At 68.6% G+C, this 14044-nt stretch carries 11 protein-coding genes; 4 read left to right on the top strand and 7 right to left on the bottom strand.

All coding sequences use genetic code 11. The annotated features are described in order from the left end of the window. Positions 1-15: 15 nt before the first annotated feature. Positions 16-1314: a serine hydroxymethyltransferase gene (gene glyA, locus DTO57_RS13235; protein ID WP_114118719.1), complete on the top strand. Its 1299-nt coding sequence runs from the start codon at positions 16-18 to the stop codon at positions 1312-1314. A 2-nt stretch (positions 1315-1316) separates the two neighbouring features. Then, positions 1317-2198, top strand: coding sequence for a bifunctional methylenetetrahydrofolate dehydrogenase/methenyltetrahydrofolate cyclohydrolase (locus DTO57_RS13230; RefSeq protein WP_114118718.1), 882 nt, complete (start codon positions 1317-1319; stop codon positions 2196-2198). A gap of 960 nt (positions 2199-3158) precedes the next feature. On the opposite strand, the gene DTO57_RS13225 is transcribed toward DTO57_RS13230, so the two are convergent. Then, positions 3159-4598, bottom strand: a complete 1440-nt coding sequence (locus DTO57_RS13225; protein WP_114118717.1) for a helix-turn-helix domain-containing protein — start codon at positions 4596-4598, stop codon at positions 3159-3161. Positions 4599-4834: 236 nt separating this feature from the next. Here DTO57_RS13225 and DTO57_RS13220 point away from each other — a divergent pair, with 236 nt between their 5' ends. Next, the gene (locus DTO57_RS13220; protein ID WP_229730651.1) at positions 4835-5581 is read left to right on the top strand and encodes a lytic transglycosylase domain-containing protein; all 747 of its coding nucleotides are present in this window, start codon (positions 4835-4837) and stop codon (positions 5579-5581) included. 48 nt (positions 5582-5629) lie between these two features. On the opposite strand, the gene DTO57_RS13215 is transcribed toward DTO57_RS13220, so the two are convergent. From DTO57_RS13215 to DTO57_RS13205, 3 genes are all read right to left on the bottom strand, one after another. Next, positions 5630-6670 (bottom strand): NAD(P)-dependent alcohol dehydrogenase, encoded by a 1041-nt coding sequence (locus tag DTO57_RS13215; protein WP_114118715.1) that lies wholly within the window; start codon positions 6668-6670, stop codon positions 5630-5632. 36 nt (positions 6671-6706) lie between these two features. Further along, positions 6707-7474 carry a metal-dependent hydrolase gene (locus DTO57_RS13210; protein WP_114118714.1) on the bottom strand — a complete coding sequence of 256 codons (768 nt, stop codon included), beginning with the start codon at positions 7472-7474 and terminating at the stop codon, positions 6707-6709. A gap of 298 nt (positions 7475-7772) precedes the next feature. Then, complete coding sequence (locus DTO57_RS13205) at positions 7773-8471, bottom strand: NRDE family protein (protein WP_114118713.1); 699 nt, start codon at positions 8469-8471, stop codon at positions 7773-7775. A 107-nt stretch (positions 8472-8578) separates the two neighbouring features. Between DTO57_RS13205 and DTO57_RS13200 the strand changes: the two genes are divergently transcribed. Further along, positions 8579-10045: a bifunctional phosphopantothenoylcysteine decarboxylase/phosphopantothenate synthase gene (locus DTO57_RS13200; RefSeq protein WP_114118808.1), complete on the top strand. Its 1467-nt coding sequence runs from the start codon at positions 8579-8581 to the stop codon at positions 10043-10045. A gap of 102 nt (positions 10046-10147) precedes the next feature. Here DTO57_RS13200 and DTO57_RS13195 read toward each other — a convergent pair whose 3' ends face one another. Genes DTO57_RS13195 through DTO57_RS13185 form a run of 3 tightly spaced genes read right to left on the bottom strand, consistent with a single transcriptional unit; the run spans position 10148 to position 13877 of the window. Further along, positions 10148-11311: an ROK family protein gene (locus tag DTO57_RS13195; RefSeq protein ID WP_114118712.1), complete on the bottom strand. Its 1164-nt coding sequence runs from the start codon at positions 11309-11311 to the stop codon at positions 10148-10150. Positions 11312-11355: 44 nt separating this feature from the next. After that, positions 11356-12360 carry an ABC transporter permease gene (locus tag DTO57_RS13190; protein WP_114118711.1) on the bottom strand — a complete coding sequence of 335 codons (1005 nt, stop codon included), beginning with the start codon at positions 12358-12360 and terminating at the stop codon, positions 11356-11358. Beyond that, a complete protein-coding gene (locus DTO57_RS13185; RefSeq protein ID WP_229730649.1) occupies positions 12357-13877 on the bottom strand; it encodes a sugar ABC transporter ATP-binding protein in 1521 nt (506 codons plus the stop codon). Before DTO57_RS13185 ends, DTO57_RS13190 begins: the two co-directional genes overlap by 4 nt. Positions 13878-14044: the final 167 nt, after the last annotated feature.

Genomic DNA, 14044 nt, shown 5'->3' with positions numbered 1-14044 from the left:
GTTCTTGGAGCACGCATGACCGATTCGCTGTTCAACGCCCCCCTCACCGAGGTCGACCCCGAGATCGCGCAGGTTCTGCAGCGCGAACTCGACCGCCAGCGCGGCTTCCTCGAGATGATCGCATCGGAGAACTTCGTTCCCGTGTCGGTCCTCCAGTCGCAGGGATCCGTTCTCACCAACAAGTATGCCGAGGGCTACCCCGGCCGTCGTTACTACGGCGGTTGTGAGGAAGTCGACGTCGCCGAGAACCTCGCCATCGAGCGCGCCAAGTCGCTCTTCGGCGCGAACTTCGCCAACGTCCAGCCGCACTCGGGTGCCTCGGCCAACGCCGCGGTGCTGCACGCGCTTGCGCGCCAGGGCGACACCGTCCTCGGCCTCTCGCTCGACCACGGTGGTCACCTGACCCACGGCATGAAGATCAACTTCTCGGGTCGTCTCTACGACATCGTCGCCTACGGCGTCGACCCTGAGACCTCGCTCGTCGACATGGACGAGGTGCACCGCCTCGCCGTCGAGCACAAGCCGAAGGTCATCATCGCCGGCTGGTCGGCCTACACGCGTCAGCTCGACTTCGCGAAGTTCCGCGAGATCGCGGACGAGGTGGGCGCCTACCTCTGGGTCGACATGGCTCACTTCGCCGGCCTCGTCGCCGCGGGCATCCACCCCAGCCCCGTCCCGCACGCCCACGTCGTGTCGTCGACCGTGCACAAGACCATCGGTGGCCCCCGCTCCGGCTTCATCCTGTCGAACGACGCCGAGATCGCGAAGAAGATCAACTCGGCCGTCTTCCCGGGCCAGCAGGGCGGCCCCCTCATGCACGTGATCGCCGCGAAGGCGACCGCGTTCAAGCTTGCCGCGACCGAGGATTTCGCCGACCGTCAGCGCCGCACGGTGCGCGGTGCGCAGATCCTCGCTGAGCGCCTCAACCAGGCCGACGTCGCCGGCGCCGGCATCACGCTGCGCTCGGGCGGCACCGACGTGCACCTCGTGCTCGTCGACCTGCGCGACGCCGCGATCAACGGCAAGGAAGCGGAAGACCTCCTGCACGAGATCCGCATCACCGTGAACCGTAACTCGGTTCCGAACGACCCCCGCCCGCCGATGGTCACCTCGGGTCTGCGCATCGGTACGCCGGCGCTCGCGACCCGCGGCTTCGGCGACGAGGAGTTCACCGAGGTTGCCGACATCATCGCGAACGTGCTGCTGCCGAACCCCGACATCGAGGCGCTCCGCGCCCGCGTCGCGGTTCTCGCCGACAAGTTCCCGCTCTACCCCGGCATCGAGAACGCCGGCCAGGGCTACGCTGGCGTCTGACGATGACGGCACAGATTCTTGACGGCAAGGCCGCCTCGGCGGCCATCAAGGCCGAGCTGACCGAGCGCGTCTCGGCGCTGAAGGAGCAGGGCGTCACCCCCGGAATCGCCACGGTTCTCGTCGGTGCCGACCCGGCATCGCAGCTGTATGTGGGCATGAAGCATCGGCAGTCTGAGGCCGTCGGCATGAACTCGATCCAGCGCGAGCTTCCGGCCGACGCCACGCAGGAAGAGGTCGAGGCGCTGATCGACGAGCTCAACGCCGACCCCACCTGCCACGGCTACATCGTGCAGCTTCCGCTGCCGAAGCACATCGACACCGACCGGGTGCTCGAGCGCATCGACCCCATCAAAGACGCCGATGGCCTGCACCCGACCAACCTCGGCAAGCTGGTGCTGAACGTCAACTCGCCCATCAACACCCCGCTGCCCTGCACGCCGCGCGGTGTGATCGAGCTGCTGGTCCGCAACGGCTATGACCTGGACGGCAAGCACGTCGTCGTCGTCGGCCGCGGCGTCACGATCGGACGCCCCATGGGCCTGCTGCTCACGCGCCGCGACATCAACGCGACCGTGACGCAGGTGCACACCGGAACGCCCGACATGGCCCCGTACCTCCGCCAGGCCGACGTCATCGTCGCCGGCGCCGGGGTCAAGCACCTCATCAAGGCCGAAGACGTGAAGCCTGGCGCCGCGGTGCTCGACGTGGGCGTGACCCGCGAGACCGACCCCGAGACCGGCAAGAACAAGGTCTACGGAGACGTTCACCCCGACGTCGCAGACGTCGCGGGCTACCTCTCGCCGAACCCCGGCGGAGTCGGCCCGATGACCGTCGCGCTTCTCATGACCAACGTGGTCGAGGCGGCCGAGCGCTCGCTCGCGTAACCCTCCTCGCGGCGGGGCGGATCCAGGATCCGCCCCGCCGCTTCGCGTTTCCGGGGGATCCCGAGACTCGGAGAAAACACGAGTCTCGGATCCTGCGTGCGGAAGTCTCCGATTCTCGTGATTCTTCCGAGCCTGGTGCGCGGGACGGGGAAGTCTGACTGTCGCGCGCACGCGCGCGGGGTGGATCCGCGCCTCGGGATCCGGGCCGCACGGAAGTCGGAGATGTCACGAGAATCGGAGGCTTTGCGTGGATCCGTCCGATTCTCGTGATTCTTCCGAGTCTCGTGCGCGCGGCGGGGCTAGCCGCGGTACACAGAAGTCGGAGAAATCACGGGAATCGGAGGTCTCGCGTAGATTCGTCCGATTCTGGTGATTCTTCCGAGTCAGGTGCGCGCGGTTCGGGGAAGTTCGACGGCGTCACGCACCCGCGCGGGCCTGAATCCGCACCGCGGGATCCGGGATCCGCGACGCACGAAAGTCGGAAGAATCACGGGAGTCGGAGGCTTTGCCCGGATCCTCCCGATTATCGTGATTTCTCCGAGTCTCGTGCGCGCGGTGCGGGGGAGGCTCGACGGTGTCGCGCACCGTGCGGGGCGGATCCGCGCTGCCGGATCCGGGATTCGGCCGCACAGAAGTCGGAGAAATCACGGAAGCCGGAGGTCTTGCCCGGATTCGTCCGAGTCTGATGAGTTCTCCGAGTCTGGTGCGCCCGGTGCGGGGAAGCCTGACGGCATCGCGCATGCGCGCGCGGATCCGCGCCGCGGGATCCGGAATCCGACCGCACGGAAGTCGGAGATGTCACGAGAATCGGAGGTCTTGCGTGGATCCGTCCGATTCTCGTGATTCTTCCGAGTCTCGTGCGCGCGGCGGGGCTAGCCGCGGTACACAGAAGTCGGAGAAATCACGGGAATCGGAGGCTTTAGCCGGATCCCCCGAGTTTGGTGGCGCGAAGCGCACCACCTACCCCGCGTGGCGCTCCAGGAACTCGAAGACGTCGGTCTCGCTGACGCCGGGGAAGCGTCCGCGGGGGAGGGGGCTGAAGATGTGCGTGTGCACGCGGGCGCTCGGCCAGGCCTTGTCGCCCCACCGCTCGAGCACGTCGGCGGCGGGCTTGCGGCAGCAGCTCTCGTCGGGGCAGGCCGACATCTCGCGGGCGGGCGTCTCGCGTCCGCGCCAGAAGCGCGAGTCGTCGAAGGGGACGCCCACGGTGATCGAGTGCTCTCCGACGTCGCTCGTGCCGGTCTGGGTCGCACACCAGAAGGTTCCGGCGGGGGTGTCAGTGTACTGGTAGTGCTCGGTCGTGCGGTTCTGGCGTTCGAAGGCGCGGCGGGCGGAGTACTTGCGGCACGCGATCTGTCCCTCGACGGCGCCGGTGACGTCTTCCGGAACCGGCAGGCCGTCGTTGACGTACACGCGCTCGATCTGGCCCTGCGAGCCGACGCGCAGGAAGTGCAGGCGCATGTCGAGGTGCTCGGTCATGAGGTTCGTCATGCGCATGGCGGCCGACTCGTGCGTCACGCCGAAGGCGTCGCGGAAGTCTTCGACCGCGAGGTTGCGGTCCTTCTTCGCCTGGCGGAGGAACTCGACGGCGGGGGTCTGGGGGATCAGGCAGCACGCCGCGAAGTAGTTGATCTCGAGCCGCTGCTGCAGGAAGTCGGCGTAGGAGGTCGGCGGCTTGTGCCCGAGTAGGCGGTGGGCGAGGGCCTGCAGCGCCATGGAGCGCAGGCCGTGACCGCCCGGGATCGACGCCGGCGGCAGGTAGATGCGCCCGTTCTCGAGATCGGTGATCGAGCGGGTCGACGTCGGCAGGTCGTTGACGTAGATCAGCTGGAACCCGAGCCGCTCGGCCATGATGCTCACGGTGCGGTGCGTCAGCGCGCCGCGCGTGTGGCCGGCCGCGGCGAGCTGCTCCTCGGCGAGCTTCTCGATGTGCGGCAGGTAGTTGTTCTGCTCGCGCATGCGGATCCGCATCTCGGTGTTCGCGCGCCGGGCCTCTTCCGGGGTCGCGTTGGCCTCGCGGTCGCGCCGCTGTAGCTCGTGGTGCAGCCCCAGCACGGTCTCGATGGCCTCGTCGCTGAGGCCCTTCGTGACCTTGATCGGCGGAACGCCGAGCTGCAGGAACGAGTGCGTCTGCTGCGCCTTGTCGAGCTCGATCTCGAGGGCCGCGCGGCGGTTCGGCGGCTCGTGCGAGATGAGGTCGCCGACGCTCGTGCCGGTCGCCTCGGCGATCGCCTGTAGCAGCGTGAGCTTGGGCTCGCGCTTGCCGTTCTCGATGAGGCTGAGCTGGCTGCCGGCGACGCCGACGAGCGCTCCCAGCTCGTCGAGCGTGAGTCGCTTCTCGAGCCGGTGATGGCGGATCCGGTGGCCGAGCGTCGTCAGCTCGATTCGCGATGCGGTCATTCCTTCACAATATCGAAAAAATTGGAATAATTATCATCCAGATTCGGGGTAAGCGTTCTCCTGCGTGCGTGATTCTTGAAGGGAGGTAAACCTCAAGTGGACTCTCGAAGCGCTATCCGACCGCACTTGGATCCTTCGGACGCGACACCCGGACCGCACGCCGGAACTCGCTGACAACAGCCGCCCCACCGATCCGGGGCGGCTGTTGTCATATGTTCCTCCGCCACAATGGACCCGTGGGGGTAAAGAAAACGATCGGCGTGACGGCCGCGGGAGTCGCCGTGCTCGGAGGCATCGGCGCGCTCGGCGTGGGTGGTGTCGTGTGGCTGATCTCGTCGATCGAGACGCCGGATTTCACGGGCATCGACGCGCTCGCGCCCTACACGCCCGAGCCCATCGAGACCGCCGCGACGCCGGCCGCCGCGGGAGACGATGCGTGGCTCGAGGTGACCGCGGAGACCACCGGCATCCCGCGCCGCGCGCTCTCCGCCTACGTGGCGGCGGCGAACCGCGCCTCGGCCGACGGCTGCGAGGTCGGCTGGAACACGCTCGCCGCGATCGGCTGGGTCGAGAGCCACCACGGCACCCTTCAGGGCGGATCCATCGACGCCGACGGCGTCGCGCGCCCGCAGATCATCGGGATCCCGCTCGACGGAACCAACAACACGATGGAGATCCTCGACACCGACGGCGGATCCTTCGACGGCGACACCGTCTACGACCGCGCCGTCGGCCCGATGCAGTTCATCCCCGAGACGTGGCGCATCTGGGGCGTCGACACCTCCGGCGACGGGGTCGCGGATCCGCACAACATCGATGACGCGGCGGCGACGACCGCGCGATATCTTTGCCGGATCGACGGCACCCTCGCGAGCGACGAGACGTGGATCCGCGCGGTGCGCTCGTACAACGACACCCTCGACTACCAGACGCAGGTCGCGACCCGCGCCGCGAAATACGCGAACGCGGCGGCGGGTGAATAACAAAAAGCGGCCGGCCGTCACGAAGACGACCGGCCGCTTCTTTCACGCTTAGAGCGTCGCCGTGTCGATGACGAAGCGGTAGCGCACGTCGCCCGCGACCGTGCGGTCGTAGGCCTCGTTGATCTGATCGGCCGAGATGAGCTCGGTCTCGGGCGCGATGCCCTTCTCGGCGCAGAAGTCGAGCATCTCCTGCGTTTCCTTGATCGAGCCGATGTTGGATCCGGCGAGGGCCTTGCGGCCGCCGATCACGGATCCGATGTGCAGCTCGAGCGCCTCGGGCGGGAGGCCGACGTTGACGAGCGCGCCGTGCGGGCGCAGGGTGCGCAGGTACGCGTCGATCGAGAACGGCGCGCTGATCGTGTTGATGATGAGGTCGAACGAGCGCTTCAGCGACTCGAGGGCCCCGTCTTCACCGGTCGCGACGTGGCGCACGGCGCCGAACGACAGCGAGTCGTCCTTCTTCGCGTCGGTGCGCGAGAGCACCGTGACCTCGGCGCCCATGGCGACGGCGATCTTGACGGCCATGTGGCCGAGTCCGCCGAGGCCGACGACCGCGACCTTCTTGCCGGGGCCGGCGCCCCACGTGGCGAGGGGCGAGTAGGTCGTGATGCCCGCGCAGAGCAGGGGAGCGGCCTTCTCGTAGGGGATCGCCTCCGGCACGCGCAGCACGAAGTCTTCGTTCACGACGACGTGGGTCGAGTAGCCGCCCTGCGTGATCGTGCCGTCGACGTCGACCGAGTTGTAGGTGCCGACGTTGCCGTTCGCGCACAGGTGCTCGTCGCCGTCGAGGCACTCCTCGCACTCTCCGCACGAGTTGACCAGGCAACCCACTCCGACGCGGTCGCCGACCGCGTGCTTCGTGACAGCGGATCCGATCTCGGCGACCTCGCCGACGATCTCGTGACCCACGACCTGCGGGAAGGTAATCGGGCCCCACTCTTCGCGGACGGTGTGGATGTCGCTGTGGCAGATGCCCGCGTAGCGGATGGCGATGAGGACGTCGTTCGGGCCGACGTCGCGGCGCTCGATCTCGAGCGGAGCGAGCGGGTCGGTGGCACTCGTGGCGCCGTATGCCTTGACGGTGAGCATGGGGTCTCCTGTCGTTTTTGGGGTGCGGATGTAAATCTACGCGCTTAGCGTGGTCAGAAGGTCGATCCCGGCGCCGCCGATGGGCCACAGCGCGAAAACGCCGAGCGCGATCGAGAAGACCCACTCCCTACGGGATCCGGCGTTGCCGAGCAGGGGGAGGGCGAAGCAGCCCTTGCGGGGCCAGAGCTGGCGCAGGATCGGCGCCTTGCGCAACGCGCGCGGGCGTCGCGCCATGATGGGCCACAGCCAGGGGACGCCGCCCGTCGTGAGCGTGTCGCCGACGAGGTGCGCGAGGTAGCCGACGCCGATGCAGGCGGGCAGCCAGCCGAACTCGTCGGGGAAGAACCACATCATCGCGGCGGCCGAGGCGATGCCGATGATCCACGACAGGAACCAGCTGTTGACGAGGCGCACGCACTTCGTGCCGACCGCGATACAGATGGCGGCCGCGATGGCGGGGCCGAGGGCGAGGGGAGTGTCCCAACCGGTCGGGGTCCAGGTGATGAAGCTCAGCGCAATCGCCCCGAGCATGACGGCGAGGACGGCGACGAGTGAGTGCATGCCCTTGCGGTGGCCGCCGGTGAGGCCGCCGATCGTGCCCGCGATGATGCGGCCGCCCGGGAGGCCCGCCGCGACGGTCGACGAGGGGTGATCGGCATCGGGGAGGAGAGCCGCGCCCGCGCAGACGGCGGCGCCCGTGATGACACCGATCGGATCAATCGGCGCCCACCCCATCGACGGTGCGATGAGCGTGATCGCGCCCCAGGCTGCCGCACCGGATATCGCGTGCGAGGTTCCCATCATGGTGCGTCTCCTTATGGTGGGGATCTTGTGAGTCTTGGGGCGCCGCCTGGGCGACCGCGATGCGCAGGGTGTGGGCGCACAGTGGTGGCCCCCACTTCCGCGAGGTCGCACTCTTTTGTGCGCGCGTCCTCGCGGGGAAGTGGACGGGTGGTGGCGTAGCGAGCGCGCCGCCCCGGCCCCGCGAGTCCCGGCCCTGCGGCCCGCAGGGCCCGCGAGATCGCATCGGTTTCGCGAGGTCGCACTGAATTCGGTGAGATCTCGCGAAAAGGGTGAGATCTCGCGGGGGTGGAGGAGGGGACTACGAGAACGTGAGGGGGCCCGGCACGCCCGGATCCGCGAGCTCCGCGTAGCGCACGTCGGCGCGGCCCGGCCGGATCTCCGCGAGGCAGGCGAGCGTCGTGAGCGTCGGCCATCCGTGCACGCGATTGTCACGGATGATCGCGCGGTCGTCGTCCGGCCCGACCTTCTCGGTCCGGATCAGCAGCTCGGGCCACTCCTCGAACGGAGCCGCCGCGAAGGCGTCGCGCCACTGCGTGATTCGGGCGGTGCGCGGATCATCGACGTCGTGGTGCGCGAGCATGTGCGTCCCGGGCTCGAGGGTCTGCGTGCGCAGCTGCCCGGATCCCTCCCACGACGTCACCGACGCCCCGACACCGCCCACGATCTTCACGAGGTTGAAGCCGCGCATCCGATCGACATCCGCCAGTGCCTCACGGCCGAGCGCCTCGAACGGCAGCTCGCCGCGCGTGACGATCTCGTTCTCGGGCAGGTCCGGGGATCCATCGCGGTTCAGGACGACCGCGAGCCGCCCCGCTCCCGGATCCGCCGCGAGCCACGCGCCCCCGGCGCGCCGATCGCGCACCCCGATGAGCCCGGGCCGATCCGGCCACGAGGCGCCGAGCGGATCCCATCCACGCGCCGGATCCTCGTCCCTCACCGCGAGCAGCTGAATGGGCTCGTCGGGGACGAGGGGAACGCGGATCACCACAGTGCACATTCCCACAACCCTAGCCTCGAAAGAACATGAATTCGATGAACGACTACGTTATTTCATGTTCATTCGTACAAAAATTGTTCGTTCGGCGGGGTGGCATGATGGGGATCATGTTCATCGTCGTCGGCGTCAGCGGCGGAATCGCCGCGTACAAGTCCGTGCAACTCGTGCGCCTGCTCGTCAAAGACGGGCACGATGTGCACGTCGTTCCGACCACGAATGCGTTGCGCTTCGTGGGGCAGCCGACGTGGGAGGCGATCAGCCGCAATCCCGTAACCTCCTCCGTGCACGACGACGTCGCGAGCGTGCGTCATGTGGCCCTCGGCCAGCGCGCCGACCTCGTGGTCATCGCCCCCGCGACCGCCAACACGATGGCGAAGATGGCCGCGGGCCTCGCCGACGACCTCCTCGGCACCACCCTGCTCGCCACGGCCGCGCCCGTCGTCATCGCGCCGGCGATGCACACCGAAATGTGGCGGCATCCGGCGACGCAGGCCAACGCCTCGACGCTCGTCGAGCGCGGCGTGCACATGGTCGGACCCGTCTCGGGCGAGCTCACCGGCGGAGACTCGGGCCCCGGTCGCATGGCCGAACCCGAAGACATCCACGCCGCGGTGGTCCGCGAGCTGGCGCGCGGCGCCGGATCCATGGACGCCGCGGGCGCGGGATCTGCAGTCGGGTCGGCGAGAACCGGATCCGCCGGCGGCGCCGGATCGCTCGCGCCTGCGGCGGCGGGATCCGCGGGCGGATCGGGACTCGCCGGATCCGCGGACGGGGCGGGGAGCAGCGGATCCGCGGCCGGCTCGGCCAGCGCGGGATCCGCCGCCGCGGGCGGCCGGGCCGGTACCGGATCCACACCCCACCCATTCGGGGAGTGGCAGGCGCAGGGACATGCACCCGGCGCGCTCGACGGCTTCGCCGCCGGGCAGCGCTGGCTGGTGACGGCGGGCGGAACGCGGGAGCCGCTGGATCCGGTGCGGTTTATCGGCAATCGGTCGAGCGGGCGCCAGGGAGTCGAGGTCGCGCTCGCCGCGGCCGCGCGCGGCGCCGAGGTCACGCTCGTCGCGGTGAACGTCGAGGCGGCGGTGCTGGATCCCGTCCGCGCGCGGGTGCATGTCGTGCATGCGTCGACGACCGCGGAGCTCGAAGAGGCCGTGGCAGTTGAGACTCCGTCGCACGATGTCGTCGTCATGGCGGCGGCGGTCAGCGACTATCGCCTCGCCGAGGTATCCGACGAGAAGCTCCGCAAAGAGAATTCCGACGGCACGCTCACGCTCACGCTCGTTGAGACGAATGACATCCTGGCCGGGCTCGTGCAACACCGCACCGACGACCAGATTATCGTCGGCTTCGCCGCCGAGACCCCCGGCGAGATGACTTTGACCGAGCGGGCCACGGCAAAACGCGAGCGCAAGGGCTGTGACCTGCTCGCCGCAAACGAGGTCGGCTGGGACAAGGGCTTCGAGAGCGCCGACAACCACCTCATCGTGGTCGACGAGCACGGCGTGGTCGCCGACGTCGAGGGATCCAAGCGCGACACAGCCGAGGCCCTTGTCACGGCGATCCTCGCGCGATAGCCGGGCATACGCGCGCTGAGATTCTGAGGATCGGCCGAGGATCTGACGATTTCCACGTATAGCCCAAATCTCGCCCGATCGTCAGAGTCCCAGCCAGGGGACTCAAGCCAACGCAAAAGCCTCGCTAATCCCGGTAGGCGACAGCGCATGCTCGGCCGCAAGCGTCGCGGCGCCGAGCACGGCGGCCTGCGCCCCCGCGGCGGATTGGGTAATGATGAGCTGCTCCGTGGCGAGGGGCATCGAGCGCGAGTAGACGACCTCCCGCACCCCGGCGATGAGGTGCTCGCCGACGCGGGCCATGGATCCGCCGATCGCGATCACCGACGGGTTCAGCAGGCTCACCGAGGTGGCGAGGATCTCGCCGATGTCGCGCCCGGCCTGCCGCACGGCCTGAATCGCGGCGAGGTCGCCGCTCTTCACGAGGTCGATCACGGCGGATCCGTTCGCGACCCCCAGCTCGCGCGCGATCGCGGATCCGGAGGCGAGCGCCTCGAGGCAGCCTGTGTTGCCGCACGAGCAGGCGGCGGCGGATCCGCGGGACACCCGCGTGTGACCGATGTCGCCGGCGCTGCCGCGCGCACCGCGGCGGAGGTGTCCGTCGGAGACGATGCCGCAGCCGATGCCGGTCGCGACCTTGACGAAGACGAGGTCGTCGACGTCGGGCCAGGCGACGGCGCGCTCGCCGAGGGCCGAGATGTTGACGTCGTTGTCGACGAGCACGCGCACGTCGAAGTGGTCGCGGATCCAGCCGCGCACGTCGAAGTTGTCCCACCCGGGCATGATGGGCGGGTTGACGGGGCGCCCGGTCGAGAACTCGACGGGGCCGGGGAGCCCGATGCCCATGGCGGCGACGTCGGCGCGGGTGCGCTTCAGGTCGCGCAGGAGCGCGCGGGCGCTGTCGATGAGCCAGCCGAGCACCGGTTCGGGGCCGTCGGCGATCGCGATGGGGTCGGTGTGCTGGGCGAGGATGGATCCGGCGAGGTCGGCGATCGCCACGGTCGCGTGGGTCGCGCCGAGGTCGGCGGCGACCACGACCTTCGCCTGCGGGTTGAGGGCGAATTGCGACGGTGGCCGGCCGCCCGTCGAGGCGCCGGATTCGACGGGCACGATGAGCTGCATGTCCATGAGCGCGTCGACGCGCGACGCGACGGTCGAGCGGGCGAGGCCGGTGCTCTTCGCGATCTCGGCGCGCGTGTGCGGTGCGCCGTCGCGGAGGAGCTGGAAGAGGTCTGCGGCCGAACCGCGGCCGATCGAAACATCACTCATAAACACAACCGCTCACATGGCATTATTACCCGCCACACGAGGGATCACCTACCCGGGCGCGACGCGAAGCGCTGCTGCACCAGCACGGCGACGACGATGATGACGCCCTTCACGATGGCCTGCGTCGACGACGGCAGGTTGTTCTGCACGAACACGTTGTTCAGCAAGCCGAAGATGAGCACGCCGAGCACGGTGCCGAAGATGGTGCCGCGGCCGCCGGTCAGCAGGGTGCCGCCGACCACGACGACGGCGATGGCGTCGAGCTCGAGCAGACTTCCGTGCACCGAGGTCCCGGCGCTCGTGCGGGCGATCAGCATGACGGTCGCGATGCCGGTGCAGAGCCCCGCGAGTCCGTAGACCCACATGGTGTGGCGCTTGACCTTGATGCCGCTGAGGCGCGCGGCTTCGAGGTTGCCGCCGATCGCGACGGTGCGGCGGCCGAAGGTGGTGCGGTTGAGCAGCACCCATCCGGCGACGGCGACGGCCGCGAATATCCAGATCGACATGTCGATGCCGAGCAGGTCGATGTTGAACGCGCGGATGAAGCTCTGGTCGGAGATCACGAGGGTGCGGTTGTCGGAGATGAGCTCGGCGAGGCCGCGCGCGCCGACCATCATCGCGAGGGTCGTGATGAACGCGACCACCTTGCCGTAGGCGATGACGACGCCGTTGATGAGGCCGGCGACGGTTCCGGTGAGGAGCGCGAGCACGACCATGACGATCCAGTGCGACTCGGCGACGATCTCCTTCACCGAATCGAGCGTCGCGACGACCGAGGCGAGGCCGAGCACCGCGCCGACCGAGAGGTCGATGCCGGCGGTGAGGATCACGAAGGTCATGCCGATGCTGACGACGCCGAGCACCGATGCCTGGCGCAGCACGACCATCATGTTGTCGAAGCTCGCGAAGTTCTCGCCGCCGGTGATAGCGCCGATGACCCAGATCACGACGATCGCGATCACGAGGCCTAGGTTGCGGGCCGCGGATCCGGAGAAGAAGCGTTGCAGCGCGGAGGGCGCCGCGTCGGGGGTGATGGTCTGCGTGCTCACGCCGCGGTTCCTTTCATGACGAGATCGAGCACGTCGTGCTCGTTGATCTCAGACGCTGCGATGGTGGTGAGGAGGCGCCCGTCACCGATGACGAGCACGGTGTCGGCGAGGCCGATGACCTCCTCGATCTCGCTCGAGATCACGACGATGGCGTTGCCGGCGTCGGCGAGGCGGCGGATCAGCGAATAAATCTCGGCTCGGGCCCCGACGTCGACTCCGCGGGTCGGCTCATCGAGCAGGAGGATGCTGCTGCCGTGCACGAGCCACCGCGCGAGCAAGATCTTTTGCTGGTTGCCGCCAGACAGCGTTCCGGCCGCGCGCGTCGAGTCGGCGGGCCGCAACTCGAGCGCGTCGATCTGCTCGTCGGCGGCGGCCTTCTCGGCCCTCTCGTCGAGCCAGCCGGCGTGTGCCATCGCCGCGAACGACGACAGCGTGACGTTCTTGAAGATGGGCTCGCCGAGCAGTAGCCCCTGCGACTTCCGCTCCTCGGGGCTCAGCCCCATGCCGGCGCGGATCGCGGCCGAAACGGATCCGCGCGGCAGCACGGATCCGTGCGCGGTGACGGATCCGCCGCTCGCGCGCCGCGCGCCGTAGACGGTTTCGACAATCTCGCTGCGGCCGGATCCGACGAGGCCCGCGAGGCCGACGACCTCGCCGGCGCGCACCTGGAACGAGATGTCGTCGAAGACGCCGTCGAGGCGGAGCCCGTCGACGTTGAGGATGACGGGCGCGGCGGGGGAGACGCCGGGGCGCTCGGGGAAGACGTTGGCGACGGTGCGGCCCGTCATGTGGCGGATCAGCTCGTCGGTGGGGGTGTCGGCGACCGGCAGGTTGCTCGCGGTTGAGGATCCGTCTTTCAGCACCGTGATGCGGTCGCCGATCGCGCGGATCTCGGCGAGGCGGTGCGTTATGTAGATCACGGCGACGCCCTGCGAGGTGAGCTCGTGCACGACGCGGAAGAGGTTCTCGACCTCCTCCGAATCGAGCACCGCCGACGGCTCGTCCATCACGATGAGCTCGATGTCGTGCGAGAGGGCGCGCGCCATGCTCACGATCTGCTTCTCGGCGGCGCTCAGCGAGCCGACCTCGGTGTTGGGCGACAGGGATCCGTGACCCAGGCGCTCGAGGATCGCGCGGGTGCGCGCGTTCTGTTGCGCGCGCTTCGTGAAGCCCGCGCTGTCGAGCTCGTGCCCGAGGAAGATGTTCTCGGCGATCGTGAGCCCGTCGATGACGTCGAGTTCCTGGTGCATCGTCGCGATGCCGAGGTCGAGCGCCTCCTGCGGGCTCGCGATGTGGGTCTCTTCGCCGTGCCACGTGATGGTGCCCTCGTCGTGGCCGTGCACGCCGGCGAGCACCTTGATGAGCGTCGACTTTCCGGCGCCGTTCTGGCCGAGGAGGCAGTGCACCTCACCCGGAAGCACGTCGAGGTCGACGCCGCGCAACGCGACCACGGGGCCAAAACTCTTCGTGAGGCCGTGGATCGTCAACAGCGGATTCGAGTGGTCGTCTTTGATCACGCGATGAACATAACATGCGGTTGAGACGCCCGGAAGGGGTGCCCGCGAGAAGCCATCCCGCAGAAAAGCGCCGCCACAGCCGAAAAATACTTTTGCCAACTTTCATGCAAAAGGTGTACATTGAGCACGGGCTCTGTTAGCGTCAGCCTCGTCGAGACGGACAGTAT

Origin of the sequence: Microbacterium sorbitolivorans (assembly GCF_003327285.1) — a bacterium.
Lineage (GTDB): Bacteria > Actinomycetota > Actinomycetes > Actinomycetales > Microbacteriaceae > Microbacterium > Microbacterium sorbitolivorans.
This window is presented reverse-complemented; position numbering and strand designations above follow the sequence as displayed.